Source organism: Streptomyces sp. GL_141 (assembly GCF_057834385.1).
In genome coordinates this window covers 7,112,792-7,126,871 of the sequence record NZ_CM174402.1, presented here as the reverse complement: position 1 = coordinate 7,126,871, position 14,080 = coordinate 7,112,792, and the positions used below count along the sequence as shown (strand labels likewise).

Genomic DNA, 14,080 nt, shown 5'->3' with positions numbered 1-14,080 from the left:
GGGGCTGGCTGTCCCCTACCAGCCCCCGCAGGGCGGCCCGTTACGCGCTTCGCGCGTACCCCCGGTGGGCAGGATCGCGGACCTCCCCTACCAGCGTCTCCAGGACGTCCTCCATGGCGACCAGGCCGAGGACCCGGCCGGAGGGGTCCGCGACCTGCGCCAAGTGGGTCGCGTCGCGGCGCATCACCGTCAGCGCGTCGTCCAGCGGGAGCGTCGAGCAGACCGTGGTCATCCGGCGCCAGACCCGCTGGGGCACGGCCCGTTCCCGGTCCTCCAGGTCGAGGACGTCCTTCACGTGCAGGTAGCCCATGAAGGCACCGCTGTCGGTGCGGACGGGGAACCGGGAGTACCCGGTGCGGACCGTCAGCTGCTCGATCTGGCGCGGGGTGACGGCCGGACCGACCGTGACCAGCCGGTCCGGGGCGAGGAGGACGTCGGTGACCGGGCGGCTGCCCAGTTCCAGCGCGTCCTCCAGACGCTCCTGTTCGACCGGCTCCAGCAGACCCGCCTGCCGGGAGTCCTTGAGCAGGCGGCCGAGCTGGGCGGAGGTGTAGACGGCCTCGACCTCGTCCTTGGGCTCCACCTTGAAGAGCCTCAGGATCAGCGTGGCGCAGGCGCCCAGCGCCGTGGTGACCGGCCCGCAGACCCGCGCGAAGGCGACCAGTCCGGGACTGAACCACAGGGCCGTCTTCTCGGGGGCGGCCATGGCGAGGTTCTTGGGGACCATCTCGCCGATGACCAGGTGCAGGAAGATCACCGCGGTGAGGGCCACCGCGTAGCCCAGCGGGTGGATCAGCCCCTCGGGCACGTGGGCGGCGTGGAAGACGGGCTCCAGGAGCCGGGCCACGGTGGGTTCGGCCACGGCGCCGAGGGTGAGCGAGCACATGGTGATGCCGAACTGCGCGGCGGCCATCATGCGCGGCAGGTTCTCCAGGCCGTGCAGCACCTGGCGGGCTCGCTTGGAGTCGGCGGCCAGGGGTTCGATCTGGCTGCGGCGGACGGAGACGAGGGCGAACTCGGCGCCGACGAAGAAGCCGTTGGCCAGGACGAGGAGCAGGGCGAACAGCAGTTGGAGCGCGTTCACCGGCCACCCACCCGTGCCAGCTCCGCGGGGGCGGCAGGGCCCGGGCCGAACCCGTAGAAGCTCTGCCCGTCGGAACCCGGTGCGCCGGGGCCCGCGGGAGCGGTGCGCACGAGGCGGACCCGCTCGGCGCGGTAGCGGCGGACCTGGCGCACGGAGAGCTTCCAGCCGGGGAGTTCGGCGCGGTCCCCGGGGGCGGGGATGCGGCCGAGCAGGTCGGCGACGAGCCCGGCGACGGTCTCGTACGGCCCTTCGGGGACCTCCAGGCCTATGCGGCGCAGGGTCTGCACGCGGCAGCTCCCGTCGGCCTCCCAGGAGGGGCGGCCGTCCTCGGCGGGTACGGCGGCCAGTTCGGGGCTGCCGTCCTCCGCGAGGTCGTGCTCGTCGCGGACTTCGCCGACGAGCTCCTCCACGATGTCCTCCAGGGTGACGACGCCGGCGGTGCCGCCGTACTCGTCGACGACCACGGCCATGGGCTGTTCGCTGCGCAGCCGTTCCAGCAGGGGCTGCACCGGCAGGGAGCCGGGCACCAGCAGGGGGGCCACGCAGATCCCGCTGACGCTGGTGCGGGCGCGCTCGGACTCGGGCACGGCGAGGGCGTCCTTGAGGTGGACGACCCCGGTGATCTCGTCGATGCGCTCGCGGTAGACGGGGAAGCGGGACAGGCCCGTGGCGCGGGTCAGGTTGAGCACGTCGGCCGCGGTGGCCGTGTGCTGGAGGGCGCTGACCTTGACCCGGGGGGTCATGACCAGCTGCGCCGTGAGCTCGCCCAGCGAGAGGGTCCGTACGAAGAGGTCGGCGGTGTCCTGTTCCAGGGCTCCGGCCTGGGCCGAATGGCGGACCAGGGAGACCAGTTCGCCGGGGGTGCGGGCGGAGGCCATCTCTTCGGTGGGCTCCACGCCGAGCGCCCGGACGAGCCGGTTGGCGACGGCGTTGAGGCCCGCGATGACGGGCCGGAAGACCCGGGAGAAGACGTGCTGCGGGCCGGCCACGAAACGGGCCACCTGGAGCGGCCGGGAGACGGCCCAGTTCTTCGGGACGAGCTCGCCGACGACCATCTGGACGGCGGAGGCGAGCAGCATGCCGATGACGACGGCCGCGCCGGGTACGGCGCCCTTGGGGAGGCCGGTCGCTTCGAGCGGCCCGGCCAGCAGGGCGGCGAGGGCGGGCTCGGCGAGCATGCCGACCACGAGGGAGGTGATGGTGATGCCGAGCTGGGTGCCGGAGAGCTGGAAGGACAGCTCCCGCAGGGCTGCGACGACCGTGCGGGCACGGCGGTCGCCCTCGGCCGCGGCGCGTTCGGCCTCGGGTCTCTCGACGGTGACGAGGCCGAATTCGGCTGCCACGAAGAAACCGTTGGCGAGGATCAGGGCGAATGCCGCCACGAGCAGGAGTAGCGGGATGGTCATGCCGCCGCCTCCGTGGGGAGGGCGGCGCGTGTACTACCGGACGATCCGTCCATTGCTGGAGGGAGTCACTCCTCGAGTCGCAGGTGCCCACGGGCCTCGGGGTCCCGGGGCCGGTGGGAGGGCGCACGGTCGCGCCCCCACACCAGGTTAGTCATTGAGATCGCCGCCGCAATGGGACGCAGCGACGAGGTCGGCCGGGCTCAGTCGTTCTTTGAGCCGGTTCCGCGGGCTTCGGCCAGGGCGCGCAGGGCGCGGGCGTCGCCGATCGCCTGGGCCTTGGCGACCCCGGGCTGGATGCCGAGGGCGGGCAGGCTGGTGCCGTCGCTCAGATCGAGGAACACCCAGGCGTCGCCGGGGCGGAGGTTGACGCGCAGGATCTGCGCCCACTCCAGGCGGCGGGTGGTCGTCAGGTTGACGACCGTGACCCCGGTCTCGTCGGCCACCACTTTGGGGCGGCTGAGCAGGACGAGGACGGAGGAGAGCAGGGCCGCGGTGAAGACGAAGGCGATCCGCTCACCGGGGTGCAGGGTTTCGAGGCCCAGGGCGATGGCCGTGATCGTGACGAACATGACGGCGCCCACGCCCAGCAGGACGGCCCGGGTGCGGGTCGGCCGGAAGGTGACCGGGAGGGCGGGCGGTGCGGGCTGGGCGGTGGCGTCGGCCATGTTCGTCAGGTGCCTTCGGGTGGTGCCGGGTGGTGCCGAGCGGTGAGGGTGCGAGCGGCGTGGTGCCGTCGTACGCGTCAGAGGCGGCAGGCGTGGATCGAGGTGGTGAGGATGGCGCGCGCGCCGAGCTCGTACAGGTCGTCCATGATCCGCTGGGCCTCCTTGGCGGGGACCATGGCGCGGACGGCGACCCAGCCCTCGTTGTGCAGCGGGGAGACGGTCGGCGACTCCAGGCCCGGAGTGAGGGCGACCGCGCGCTCCAGGTGCTCGGCGCGGCAGTCGTAGTCCATCATCACGTAGCTGCGGGCGACCAGGACGCCCTGGAGGCGGCGCAGGAACTGCTGGGCCCGCGGGTCCTCCGGGTCGGTGCCGTTGCCGCGGATGACGACGGCCTCGGAGGTCATGATCGGCTCGCCGATGACCTCCAGTCCGGCGTTGCGCAGGCTGGTGCCGGTCTCGACGACGTCGGCGATGATCTGGGCGACGCCGAGCTGGATGGCGGTCTCGACCGCGCCGTCGAGGTGGACGACGGAGGCTTCGATGCCCTGGTCGGCGAGGTGCTTCGCGACGATTCCCTCGTACGAGGTCGCGATGGTCATCCCGTGGAAGTCCTCGGGGCCCTTCGCGGTGCCGGGGATGGTGGCGTAGCGGAAGGTGGAGCGGCCGAAGTTCAGCGGCAGGATCTCCTCGGCGCTGGCGCCGGAGTCGAGCAGCAGGTCGCGGCCGGTGATGCCGATGTCGAGCTTGCCGGAGGACACGTAGATCGCGATGTCCTTGGGGCGGAGGTAGAAGAACTCCACCTCGTTCTCGGGGTCGACGACCACGAGCTCCTTGGACTCCTTGCGCATCCGGTAGCCGGCCTCATGGAGCATCGCCGACGCCGGTCCGGAGAGTGAACCCTTGTTGGGGACGGCGATGCGCAGCATGGGGCTTCCTCGGGTGCGTAGGTGCGAAAGGGTGTGCTGGTACGTGTGGTGGACGCGCGGACGCCCCGGCAGGGTGTGCCGGGGCCCGCGCGGCCTGAGAACTGCTGCGGCCTAGAGGTGCGCGTAGACGTCTTCGAGGGTGATCCCGCGCGCCACCATCATCACCTGGACGTGGTAGAGCAGCTGGGAGATCTCCTCGGCGGCGGCTTCCTTGCCCTCGTACTCGGCGGCCATCCAGACCTCGGCGGCCTCTTCGACGACCTTCTTGCCGATGGCATGGACGCCCTTGCCGACCAGCTCGGCGGTACGGGAGGTGCTGGGGTCACCGTTGGCCTTGAGCTGGAGCTCGGTGAAGAGCTCTTCGAAGCTCTTGGGGGTTTTGTTCGCCATGATGGTCCTCAGAATACGGGGTCCGCGGCCGCCTACTGGCGCCAGGGTTCGCTGACGGTCCGCAGGGTCATGGCGGTGGAGACGGCGGCGGTGACCGCTTCGTGCCCCTTGTCCTCGTTCGACCCCTCGAGCCCGGCGCGGTCCAGCGCCTGCTCGTCGTTGTCGCAGGTCAGTACGCCGAAGCCGACGGGGACTCCGGTGTCGATCGACACCTGCACCAGGCCCTGGGTGACGCCCTGGCAGACGTAGTCGAAGTGCGGGGTGCCGCCGCGGATGACCACGCCGAGGGCGACGATGGCATCGTAACCGCGACCGGCCAGTACCTTCGCCACGACCGGGAGCTCGAAGCTGCCCGGGACGCGCAGCAGGGTGGGCTCGTCGATCCCCAGCTCGTGCAGGGCCCGCAGGGCGCCGTCCACCAGGCCGTCCATGACCTTCTCGTGCCACTGGGCCGCGATCACTGCGACGCGCAGGTCTCCGCAGTTCTTCACGCTCAGTTCGGGTGCGCCCTTGCCGCTCACAGCTCTGCTCCTCGTTGCATTCGTACGGTGTTACCGCGTGTGGGGTGGTGCTCGGGTGTGGTGTTACTGGTTGCCGCAGGCGGACGTGGTCGCTGCCCCGTCGAGCCAGGGCAGGTCGTGGCCCATCCGGTCCCGCTTGGTGCGCAGGTAGCGCAGGTTGTGCTCGCCCGCCTCCATGGGCATCGGCTCCCGGTCGGAAACCTTGATGCCGTGGCTGATGAGGGCTTCCGCCTTCTCGGGGTTGTTGGTCAGCAGCCGGACGCTGTGGACTCCGAGGTCGGCGAGCATCTGGGCGCCGGCCCCGTAGTCGCGGGCGTCGGCCGGCAGGCCCAGTTCGAGGTTGGCGTCGAGGGTGTCGCGGCCGCGCTCCTGGAGCTCGTACGCGCGCAGCTTGGACAGCAGGCCGATGCCGCGGCCCTCGTGGCCGCGCAGGTAGACGATCACACCGCGGCCGGCCGCCTGGACCCGCTCCATGGCGGTGTGCAGCTGGGGGCCGCAGTCGCAGCGCTGCGACTGGAAGATGTCCCCGGTCAGGCACTCGGAGTGCATGCGGACCAGGACGTCCTCGCCGTCGCCGATCTCGCCGTGGACGAGGGCGACGTGCTCGACGCCGTCGACGGTGGAGCGGTACCCGTACGCGGTGAAGTGGCCGAAGGAGGTCGGCAGGCTGACCTGGGCCTCGCGGCGCACGGTCGGCTCGGCGGAGCGGCGGTAGGCGATCAGGTCCTCGATGGAGATGATCGTCAGACCGTGCTTGCGGGCGAAGGGGATCAGCTCGGGCAGTCGCAGCATCACCCCGTCCTCGCCGGCGATCTCCACGATGGCGCCGGCCGGGCGCAGGCCCGCGAGGCGGGCGAGGTCGACCGCGGCCTCGGTGTGGCCGTTGCGGACCAGGACGCCGCCGGGCTTCGCGCGCAGCGGGAAGACGTGCCCGGGGCGGACGAAGTCCTCGGGGCCCGAGACCCCGTCGGCCAGCAGCCGCAGGGTGGTGGCGCGGTCGGCGGCCGAGATGCCGGTGGTGACGCCGTGGGCGCCGCTCGCGTCGACCGACACGGTGAAGGCGGTCTGCATCGACTCGGTGTTGTGCTGGACCATCTGCGGGAGTTCGAGCCGCTCCAGCTCGTCGCCCTCCAGCGGGGCGCAGATCAGGCCGCGGCACTCGCTCATCATGAACGCGATGATCTCGGGGGTGGCCTTCTCGGCCGCGATGACGAGGTCGCCCTCGTTCTCGCGGTCCTCGTCGTCGACGACGACCACGGGACGGCCGGCCGCGATGTCGCGGATGGCCTGCTCGACGGGGTCGAGCCGGAAGACCTCTTGCTCGACGTCGGGCACGGGCTTCAGGACGGGGTTCGGGGTCATGCCGTTGCTCCTTCCAGAGCCGGGGCGGTGGTGGTGCGCGAGCGCTGGTACCAGTCGTAGGCGCCCCAGACGACGAGGGCGAAGTACACGACGTAGACGAGGCCGGAGAAGGCCAGTCCGCTGTTGAAGGCGAGGGGTACGCCGACCAGGTCGACGAGGAGCCAGGCGAACCAGAACTCGACCAGGCCGCGGGCCTGGGCGACCATCGCGACGATGGTGCCGACGAAGATGTAGGCGTCGGCCCACGGGCTCCACGACAGGCTCGGGTACAGGGTGAACAGTCCGCCGACGGCCAGGGTCCCGGCGGCCGCGCCGGCCAGCAGGAGCCCGCGCTCCTTCCAGGAGGCGGTGCGGACGGCGATGGAGCCGTCCTGGGCGTCCTGCTTGCCGCGCTGCCAGGCGCGCCAGCCCCATACGGCCACGCCGATGACGAGGAGCTGCTTGCCGACCCCGCCCGCGAGATGGGCGGAGGCGTAGGCGCCGACGAGGATCAGGCCGGAGAGGAGCTGGGCGGGCCAGGTCCATATGGAGCGCCGCCAGCCGAGGGCGAGGGCGCCCAGGCCGATCAGGTTGCCGATCATGTCGGACCAGATGACCTTCTGGTCGAAGATCTCGAAGGCTTCGGTGTTGAGCCAGGTCAGGGCGCTCACTTCGACTCCCCCTCACCGTGCAGCACGTCTGAGGCCAGGGGCGTGACCCCGGCGGCGAGCAGCCGCTCCACGTACTTGGCGAGGACGTCGACCTCGAGGTTGACCGGGTCGCCGGGCTTCTTGATGCCCAGGGTGGTCAGCGCGAGGGTGGTGGGGATGAGGCTGATGGTGAACCAGTCGGCGGCGGCCTCGACCACGGTGAGGCTGACGCCGTCGACCGTGATGGAGCCCTTCTCGACGACGTAGCGCGAGAGGTTCTCCGGGAGGGCGACCTTGACGATCTCCCAGTGCTCGGAGGGGGTCCGCGAGATGATCTCGCCGGTTCCGTCCACGTGCCCCTGGACCAGGTGGCCGCCGAGCCGTCCGCCGAGCGCCATCGGGCGCTCCAGGTTGACCCGGGAGCCCCGGGTGAGGGCGCCGAGGCTGGAGCGGTTCAGGGTCTCCTGCATGACGTCGGCGGTGAACTCGCCGTCACCGGTCTCCACGACCGTCAGGCAGACGCCGTTCACGGCGATGGAGTCGCCGTGCTTGGCGTCGTCGGTGACGACCGGGCCGCGCAGGCGGAAGCGGGAGGCTTCGGCGAGCTCCTCGACGGCGACGACCTCGCCCAGTTCTTCGACGATTCCGGTGAACACTCAGTGCTCCTTGAGGGCTGTGGGGGCGGAGGGGGCCGACGCGGGGACGGCGGTGACGCGGATGTCCGTGCCGATGCGGACGGTTTCGGTGATCCGGAGCCGGAGCGCGTCGGCGAGGGTGCCGATGCCGGCGTCGGCGAGGGCGAGGGGGCCCGCGCCGAGGAGGACGGGGGCGAGGTAGCCGACGACCTTGTCGACGGCCCCCGCGGCGACGAAGGCGCCGGCCAGGGTGGGGCCGCCTTCGAGGAGGACGGAGCGGATGCCGCGCCCGTACAGCTCGCGCAGCAGGGCGTCCACGGAGATCCCGTACTTGTCGTACGGGAGCCGGGCCAGCTCCACTCCGGCGAGGTGGCGGGTGTCGGCATCCTCGGCGACGGCGATCAGGGTGGGCGCGGCCTCGTCCAGGACCCGGGCGGTGGGCCGGATGGTGGCGTGGGTGTCCAGGACCACGCGCAGGGGCTGGTCGGCGGCGGTGAAGCCGTCGATCCCCCGGACCGCGAGGTGCGGGTCGTCGGCGCGCAGGGTGCCGGAGCCGACGACGACGGCGTCGGACTCGGCGCGCAGCCGGTGGACGTCGGCGCGGGACTCGGGGGAGCTGATCCAGCGGCTGGTGCCGTCGGCGGCCGCGATGCGGCCGTCGAGGGTCGCGGCGTACTTCCACAGGATGTACGGGCGGCCCAGGCGCACGGAGGTCAGCCAGGCGGCGTTGCCCGCCTCGGCCTCCTCGGCGAGCAGTCCGGCCGCGGTGTCGATCCCGGCGGCACGCAGGGTGGCGCCGCCGCCGCTGGCCTGCGGGTTCGGGTCGCGGACCGCGTAGACCACGCGGGTGATCCCGGCGGCGATGAGGGCCTGCGCGCAGGGGCCCGTACGGCCGGTGTGGTTGCAGGGTTCGAGGGTGACGTAGGCGGTGCCGCCGCGGGCGGCGGGGCCCGCGGCGTTCAGGGCGTGGATCTCGGCGTGCGGGCCGCCGGCCCGCTCGTGCCAGCCCTCGCCCACGATGCTGCCCGAGGCGTCGGTGATGACGCAGCCGACGACCGGGTTGGGGCTGGTGGAGCCGAGTCCGCGGGCGGCGAGCTCGATGGCTCGGCGCATGGCGCGGGTGCCCGCGTCGGGTGCTGCGTGCGCGGCGTGTGTCGCCACCGGGTCCTCCTGCCTCATCGGGCACGGACTCCGGGGCCTGTCGGGATACGACAGATGAAGCGGGAAGCGCACGCGGGGACGCCGAGGCCGGAAAACACGGTCCGCTCGACGGCACGTCCCGAGGGACGCGCCTGTGGACCGCCGACGGCGGCGTACCGGTGAACTGGCCCGCCGCGCACTGCCTCCCATCCGGACTTTAACCGTCGGTCCAGGAATTTCACCTGGTCAACCGGCCGCTGGCTGCGGACGGGTCGCGGACTATAACCGCCGGTTCGGAATTACACCGACCCCGGAGTGCGCTGCTACTGGTACTGAAGCCAGTGTGCCACGGGTGATCGGCGGCCATACAGGTGAGTCAATGTGGCCTGGGTCACACCTCGGGTCACTCCCGAGCGCGCCGATTGCGCCGTTCGGCCGATCCGCGCCCCCTTGCCGGATCACCGCCACCCCCCTTGCCGAGTCCCCGCCGGGCGCTCACCGAACCCTCCCCGGGGCTTGCCGAGCCCCCGCCGGCAGCTTGCCGGAGACCGCGACGGGTCTTGCCGGATCGCGCACTTTGGTCCAGACCTATTGACGGGTTGGTCTAGTCCTCTTAACGTTCCCTTCATCTTCCCCGGGAGACAGCCCGTCAGATGTGCGCACGTCACGGGCCAACACGCACCACGTATGAGCCTGTTGTGTCCTGCCATCCTCCCCTCCCCAGGAGGCACAATGCTGTCCCCCACCAAGACGAGGGCCATGCTCCTGACGTCCGGCGCCGCAATCGCCGGGCTTCTGGTCGCGGGGCTCTCGGCGGGCGTCTCGCACGCCGCCGACAACGAGTCCTGTCGTCCCGACGGTCTGTACAAGACCGCGGGTGTGGACGTCCCGTACTGCTCGGTCTACGACACCGAGGGCCGCGAGAAGATGGGCGCCGACCACCAGCGCCGCGTCATCGGCTACTTCACGGGCTGGCGCACGGGCAAGGACGGCACTCCCGCCTACCTGCCCGGCAACATCCCGTGGTCCAAGGTCACCCACCTGAACTACGCCTTCGCCCACGTCGACGGCAACAACAAGATCTCGGTGGGCGCGGACAACGCGAACAACTCCGCCACCGGGATGACCTGGCCGGGCGTCGCGGGTGCCGAGATGGACCCCGCCCTCCCTTACAAAGGCAACTTCAACCTTCTGAACAAATTCAAGAAGCAGAACCCGAACGTCAAGACGCTGATCTCGGTCGGGGGCTGGGCGGAGACCGGCGGCTACTTCGGTGACGACGGCAACCGCGTCGCGTCGGGCGGCTTCTACTCGATGGCCACCAACGCCGACGGCTCGGTCAACCAGGCCGGCATCGACACCTTCGCGGACTCCTCGGTCGAGTTCATCCGCAAGTACGGGTTCAACGGCGTCGACATCGACTACGAGTACCCGACCACCATGAAGGACGCGGGCAACCCGCTCGACTGGCAGCTGTCCAACGCCCGCCGGGCCGGGCTGGTCAAGGGCTACGACGTCCTGATGAAGTCCCTGCGCGAGAAGCTCGACCGGGCCGGCGCCACCGACGGCAAGCACTACCTGCTGACCGTCGCCGCCCCGTCCTCCGGCTACCTGCTGCGCGGCATGGAGACCTTCCAGATGCAGAAGTATCTGGACTACGTCAACATCATGTCCTACGACCTGCACGGCGCCTGGAACGAGTACGTCGGTCCCAACGCCTCGCTCTTCGACGACGGCAAGGACGCCGAACTGGCGGCCGCCAACGTCTACGGCAGCTCGCAGTACGGCAACATCGGTTACCTCAACACCGACTGGGCCTACCACTACTTCCGCGGCTCCATGCCGGCCGGCCGCATCAACATCGGCCTGCCCTACTACACCCGCGGCCACAAGAACGTCCAGGGCGGCACCGACGGTCTGTGGGGCAAGGCCTCCGCGACCACCTGCCCGGCAGGCGCGGGTCTGACCAAGTGCGGTGACGGCGCGACCGGCATCGACAACCTGTGGCACGACAAGGACACCAACGGCGTCGAGTCGCCGGCCGGTTCCAACCCGATGTGGCACGCCAAGAACCTCGAGAAGGGGATCGTCGGCGACTACGTCACCACGTACGGCTTCCCCGCGAACACCACGCTGACCGGCACCTACGCCCGCAAGTACGACTCGACCCTGGTCGCGCCGTGGCTGTGGAACGCGCAGAAGAAGGTCTTCCTCTCCACGGAGGACGAGCAGTCGGTGGCGGCCAAGGCCGACTACGTGGTCGACCGCGGCATCGGCGGCACCATGGTCTGGGAGATGGCGGGCGACTACGGCTGGAACGCCGCCAAGGGCCAGTACGAGATGGGCGACACGCTCACCTCCGTGATGTACGACAAGTTCAAGGCGGCCACTCCGTACGGCGCCAAGAAGTCGAACACCGCGCTGCCGACGCAGGCCGTGGACATCAAGACGGAGTTCAACGAGTTCAAGCTCGGCGACTCCAACTACCCGATCACCCCGAAGCTCAAGATCACCAACAACACGAACGCGACGCTTCCGGGCGGCACGGAGTTCCAGTTCGACTACTCGACCTCGTCGCCGGCCAACGCCTCCGACCAGTCGGGCTTCGGCACCAAGGTGATCAAGAGCGACCACACCGGCAGCAACGTCGGCGGTCTGAAGGGCGACTTCCACCGGGTCTCGCTGAAGCTCCCGGCGTGGCAGACGCTCGCCCCGGGCGCCTCGGTCGACCTGGCCTTCAACTACTACCTGCCGGTCTCGACGCCCTCCAACTGGACGGTGAACATCTCCGGCACGACGTACGCGCTCGCCGGTGACCTGGCGCGCGGCACCACGGTGGTCCAGCCGGGCAGCACCACGACCCCGCCGACCACGCCGCCCACCACCCCGCCGACGACTCCCCCGACCACGCCGCCGACCACCCCGCCCACGACCCCTCCGGGCGGCACGTGCACCAACCCGGCGTACGTGGCGGGCACGGTCTACAACAGCGGCAACGTCGTCTCGCACCAGGGCCGCAACTGGAAGGCCCAGTGGTGGACGCAGAACGAAACGCCCGGCACCACGGGCGAGTGGGGCGTCTGGAAGGACCAGGGCGCCTGCTGACAACCCGCGCGGTGACCGCGTAGGCGAAGAGGTGTGAGGACCCGGTGGCCCGGCGGCCACCGGGTCCTCGCGTTTCCCCGGACGGTCCGGTGATCTTGCCGGGTCCCGCCAACTCCCCCGGCCCCGCGGGCTGTACGGTCCCAGGTGGCGGGCTCGGACCTGAGCGCGCCGGCCTGGGAAGGGAGCGGACACCATGGGCGGCATCCTGGTCACGGGAGGCACGGGGAACCTGGGGGCGCTGGTCGTCGCCCGGCTGCGGGAGACGGGCCACGAGGACGTCCGCGTCCTGAGCCGGCACGCACCCGTCCACCCGGTGGACCTGATGGACGGCGCCGGACTCGACGCGGCCATGGCGGGCGCCGAGGTGGTCGTGCACTGCGCGACCGCGACGCGCGGCGGTGACGAGGTGGCCGCCGGACACCTGATCGAGGCGGCCCGGCGGGCCGGGACGGTCCGGAACGTCGTCTACATCTCGATCGTGGGGGTGGACGCGGTCCCCCTCGGCTACTACCGGAGCAAGCTGGCCGTGGAGCGGCTGCTGGAGGCCTCCGGGCTCGGCGTGACCATTCTGCGGACGACGCAGTTCCACGACCTGGTGGCCCGGGTGTCCGGAACGGCGGCGAAGCTGCCGGTGGTCCTGCTGCCCAAGGGGGTACGGGTCCAGCCGATCGCCGCCGAGGAGGTCGCGGACCGGCTCGCGGAGCTGGCGACGGCGGACCCGGCGGGCCGGGTCCCGGACATGGGCGGCCCCGAGACCCACACGCTGACCGATCTGGGCCGCGCGTACCTGGCCGCCCGGGGCATCCACCGGCGCGTGGTGCCGCTCCCCCTGGCCGGCAAGGCGTACGCCGGATTCGTCCGCGGCGGCAACCTGGCGCCCGCGCACGCGGTGGGAAAGAAGACCTTCGCGCAGTACCTGGCCGCCCGCGGAGCCGGCTGATCCGGCTGAGGGCTTTCTACGGACCATCGGCGCGGGGCCGGGCAGGCCGGAGCGGGCGGGCCCCGGGCCTCAGGCCGGGAAGAGGACGGACTGTGCCGATTCGCGGGCGGCGAGCCGGGCCCCCGTGAGCACGGCCGTGTCGCCGAGGGTGCCGGCCCGGACCTCGGTCGGGACCGGGCTCAGCGCGGTGAGGCGGCGGGCGACCCTGGCCGCCAGGGCGGGTCCGCCCACGCGGCCGAGTTCCCCGCCGAGCACGACGCAGCCGGGGTCCAGGATCGCCGCGACGGCCGCCGCCCCGAGGGCCAGCCGGTCGGCCAGGGCGTCGAGGAAGGCCGGTCCGGCGGCGCCCGCGACGGCCTCTTCGACCGGCCCGTCGTAGCCGTGGGCGGCGGCGAGCGCGGCCACCCCGGCCCGCCCGGCCAGCTCGTGGAAGCCGCCGTCGCAGTTCGTGGCCGACGGGAGGCCGCCCGTCCCGGGCACCGGCAGGAAGCCGATCTCCCCGGCTCCGCCGGAGGCGCCCCGGCGCAGCCGCCCGTCCAGGACCACGGCGGCGCCGACCCCCTCGCCGAGCCAGAGCAGCACGAAGGAGTCCAGGTCCCGGGCCGCTCCGACCCGCTGTTCGGCCAGGGCGGCCAGATTGGTCTCGTTCTCCACCACGACCACCGCCGGCAGCCGCCGCTGCACCGCCGCGACCAGGTCCCGGTGCCAGGCGGGCAGGCCCGCGGTGTCGCGGAGCTCTCCGGTGCCCGGGGCCACCAGCCCCGGCGCTCCGATCACCACCGTGTGGAGCCGGTCGGCGCCCGCCTCCCGGACGAGCTCCTCCAGCCGGTCCACCGCTTCCTCCACGGCGTCCACCGGCAGGGCCGCCTGGGCCAGCGGCCGGCCGAGGAGGTCGGCGACGACCGCCGTGGCGCTGTCCGTCCGTACGTCGAGCGCGGCGAGGTGGGCCCGCCGCGCGACGATCCCGTAGAGCTTGGCGTTGGGTCCGCGCCGCTGTTCGCCGGACTCCCCGACGACCTCGATCAGTCCGGCTCCGGTGAGCCGTTCCACCAGGTCGGCCACGGAGGGCCGGGACAGGCCGGTCAGCTCCTTGAGCTGGGGCGCCGTCAGGGCTCCCTCCTCCTGGAGGAGTTGGAGGGCGAGCCGGTCGTTGATGGCGCGGGCCGTGCTCGGCGAGGCGGGGGACGGAGCGGGGGACGCGGCGCGGGTGGTGGCGGTGGCGGCGGTGGTCAGGGCCTTGGCAGGAGTCACGAAGCCCATCCTAGGAGTTCCGGGGT

General features: G+C 71.8%; 13 protein-coding genes and 1 riboswitch. Of the genes, 2 read left to right on the top strand and 11 right to left on the bottom strand.

Annotated features, from left to right (window positions below; translation table 11 throughout):
- Positions 1-40 precede the first annotated feature (40 nt).
- From AC3IX6_RS31800 to ribD, 10 genes are all read right to left on the bottom strand, one after another.
- Positions 41-1,084, bottom strand: coding sequence for a hemolysin family protein (locus AC3IX6_RS31800; RefSeq protein ID WP_489366754.1), 1,044 nt, complete (start codon positions 1,082-1,084; stop codon positions 41-43).
- Complete coding sequence (locus tag AC3IX6_RS31795; RefSeq protein ID WP_489366753.1) at positions 1,081-2,490, bottom strand: hemolysin family protein; 1,410 nt, start codon at positions 2,488-2,490, stop codon at positions 1,081-1,083. Before AC3IX6_RS31795 ends, AC3IX6_RS31800 begins: the two co-directional genes overlap by 4 nt.
- Before the next feature lie 200 nt (positions 2,491-2,690).
- Positions 2,691-3,155: a PH domain-containing protein gene (locus tag AC3IX6_RS31790; protein WP_489366752.1), complete on the bottom strand. Its 465-nt coding sequence runs from the start codon at positions 3,153-3,155 to the stop codon at positions 2,691-2,693.
- A 77-nt stretch (positions 3,156-3,232) separates the two neighbouring features.
- Complete coding sequence (hisG, locus tag AC3IX6_RS31785; protein WP_266876436.1) at positions 3,233-4,081, bottom strand: ATP phosphoribosyltransferase; 849 nt, start codon at positions 4,079-4,081, stop codon at positions 3,233-3,235.
- A 111-nt stretch (positions 4,082-4,192) separates the two neighbouring features.
- Positions 4,193-4,471, bottom strand: a complete 279-nt coding sequence (locus tag AC3IX6_RS31780; RefSeq protein WP_266876437.1) for a phosphoribosyl-ATP diphosphatase — start codon at positions 4,469-4,471, stop codon at positions 4,193-4,195.
- 32 nt (positions 4,472-4,503) lie between these two features.
- The gene (ribH, locus tag AC3IX6_RS31775) at positions 4,504-4,992 is read right to left on the bottom strand and encodes a 6,7-dimethyl-8-ribityllumazine synthase (protein ID WP_150520523.1); all 489 of its coding nucleotides are present in this window, start codon (positions 4,990-4,992) and stop codon (positions 4,504-4,506) included.
- 63 nt (positions 4,993-5,055) lie between these two features.
- Positions 5,056-6,354, bottom strand: a complete 1,299-nt coding sequence (locus AC3IX6_RS31770; RefSeq protein ID WP_489366751.1) for a bifunctional 3,4-dihydroxy-2-butanone-4-phosphate synthase/GTP cyclohydrolase II — start codon at positions 6,352-6,354, stop codon at positions 5,056-5,058.
- Entirely contained in the window at positions 6,351-7,004 is a 654-nt protein-coding gene (locus AC3IX6_RS31765; RefSeq protein WP_489366750.1) for a nicotinamide mononucleotide transporter family protein, read from the bottom strand. The genes AC3IX6_RS31770 and AC3IX6_RS31765 overlap by 4 nt, the downstream gene beginning before the upstream one ends.
- Positions 7,001-7,639 (bottom strand): riboflavin synthase, encoded by a 639-nt coding sequence (locus tag AC3IX6_RS31760; protein ID WP_489366749.1) that lies wholly within the window; start codon positions 7,637-7,639, stop codon positions 7,001-7,003. Before AC3IX6_RS31760 ends, AC3IX6_RS31765 begins: the two co-directional genes overlap by 4 nt.
- Positions 7,640-8,797, bottom strand: a complete 1,158-nt coding sequence (gene ribD, locus AC3IX6_RS31755; protein ID WP_489366748.1) for a bifunctional diaminohydroxyphosphoribosylaminopyrimidine deaminase/5-amino-6-(5-phosphoribosylamino)uracil reductase RibD — start codon at positions 8,795-8,797, stop codon at positions 7,640-7,642.
- Positions 8,798-8,950: 153 nt separating this feature from the next.
- Positions 8,951-9,081: riboswitch (FMN riboswitch) on the bottom strand.
- Between the two features lie 409 nt (positions 9,082-9,490).
- Between ribD and AC3IX6_RS31750 the strand changes: the two genes are divergently transcribed.
- Positions 9,491-11,863: a chitinase C-terminal domain-containing protein gene (locus AC3IX6_RS31750; protein WP_489366747.1), complete on the top strand. Its 2,373-nt coding sequence runs from the start codon at positions 9,491-9,493 to the stop codon at positions 11,861-11,863.
- Between the two features lie 193 nt (positions 11,864-12,056).
- Positions 12,057-12,803, top strand: a complete 747-nt coding sequence (locus AC3IX6_RS31745; protein WP_489366745.1) for an SDR family oxidoreductase — start codon at positions 12,057-12,059, stop codon at positions 12,801-12,803.
- A gap of 69 nt (positions 12,804-12,872) precedes the next feature.
- Here the strand turns inward: AC3IX6_RS31745 and AC3IX6_RS31740 are convergent, their stop codons facing one another.
- Positions 12,873-14,063, bottom strand: a complete 1,191-nt coding sequence (locus tag AC3IX6_RS31740) for an ROK family transcriptional regulator (RefSeq protein WP_489366743.1) — start codon at positions 14,061-14,063, stop codon at positions 12,873-12,875.
- Between the last annotated feature and the right edge of the window lie 17 nt (positions 14,064-14,080).

Coding starts and splice junctions, on each gene's coding strand:
- AC3IX6_RS31745 (WP_489366745.1), top strand. CDS start 12,057: ATGGGCGGCATCCTGGTCACGGGAGGCACGGGGAACCTGGGGGCGCTG.
- AC3IX6_RS31790 (WP_489366752.1), bottom strand. CDS start 3,155: ATGGCCGACGCCACCGCCCAGCCCGCACCGCCCGCCCTCCCGGTCACC.
- AC3IX6_RS31770 (WP_489366751.1), bottom strand. CDS start 6,354: ATGACCCCGAACCCCGTCCTGAAGCCCGTGCCCGACGTCGAGCAAGAG.
- AC3IX6_RS31740 (WP_489366743.1), bottom strand. CDS start 14,063: ATGGGCTTCGTGACTCCTGCCAAGGCCCTGACCACCGCCGCCACCGCC.
- AC3IX6_RS31795 (WP_489366753.1), bottom strand. CDS start 2,490: ATGACCATCCCGCTACTCCTGCTCGTGGCGGCATTCGCCCTGATCCTC.
- AC3IX6_RS31750 (WP_489366747.1), top strand. CDS start 9,491: ATGCTGTCCCCCACCAAGACGAGGGCCATGCTCCTGACGTCCGGCGCC.
- AC3IX6_RS31780 (WP_266876437.1), bottom strand. CDS start 4,471: ATGGCGAACAAAACCCCCAAGAGCTTCGAAGAGCTCTTCACCGAGCTC.
- ribD (WP_489366748.1), bottom strand. CDS start 8,797: ATGAGGCAGGAGGACCCGGTGGCGACACACGCCGCGCACGCAGCACCC.
- hisG (WP_266876436.1), bottom strand. CDS start 4,081: ATGCTGCGCATCGCCGTCCCCAACAAGGGTTCACTCTCCGGACCGGCG.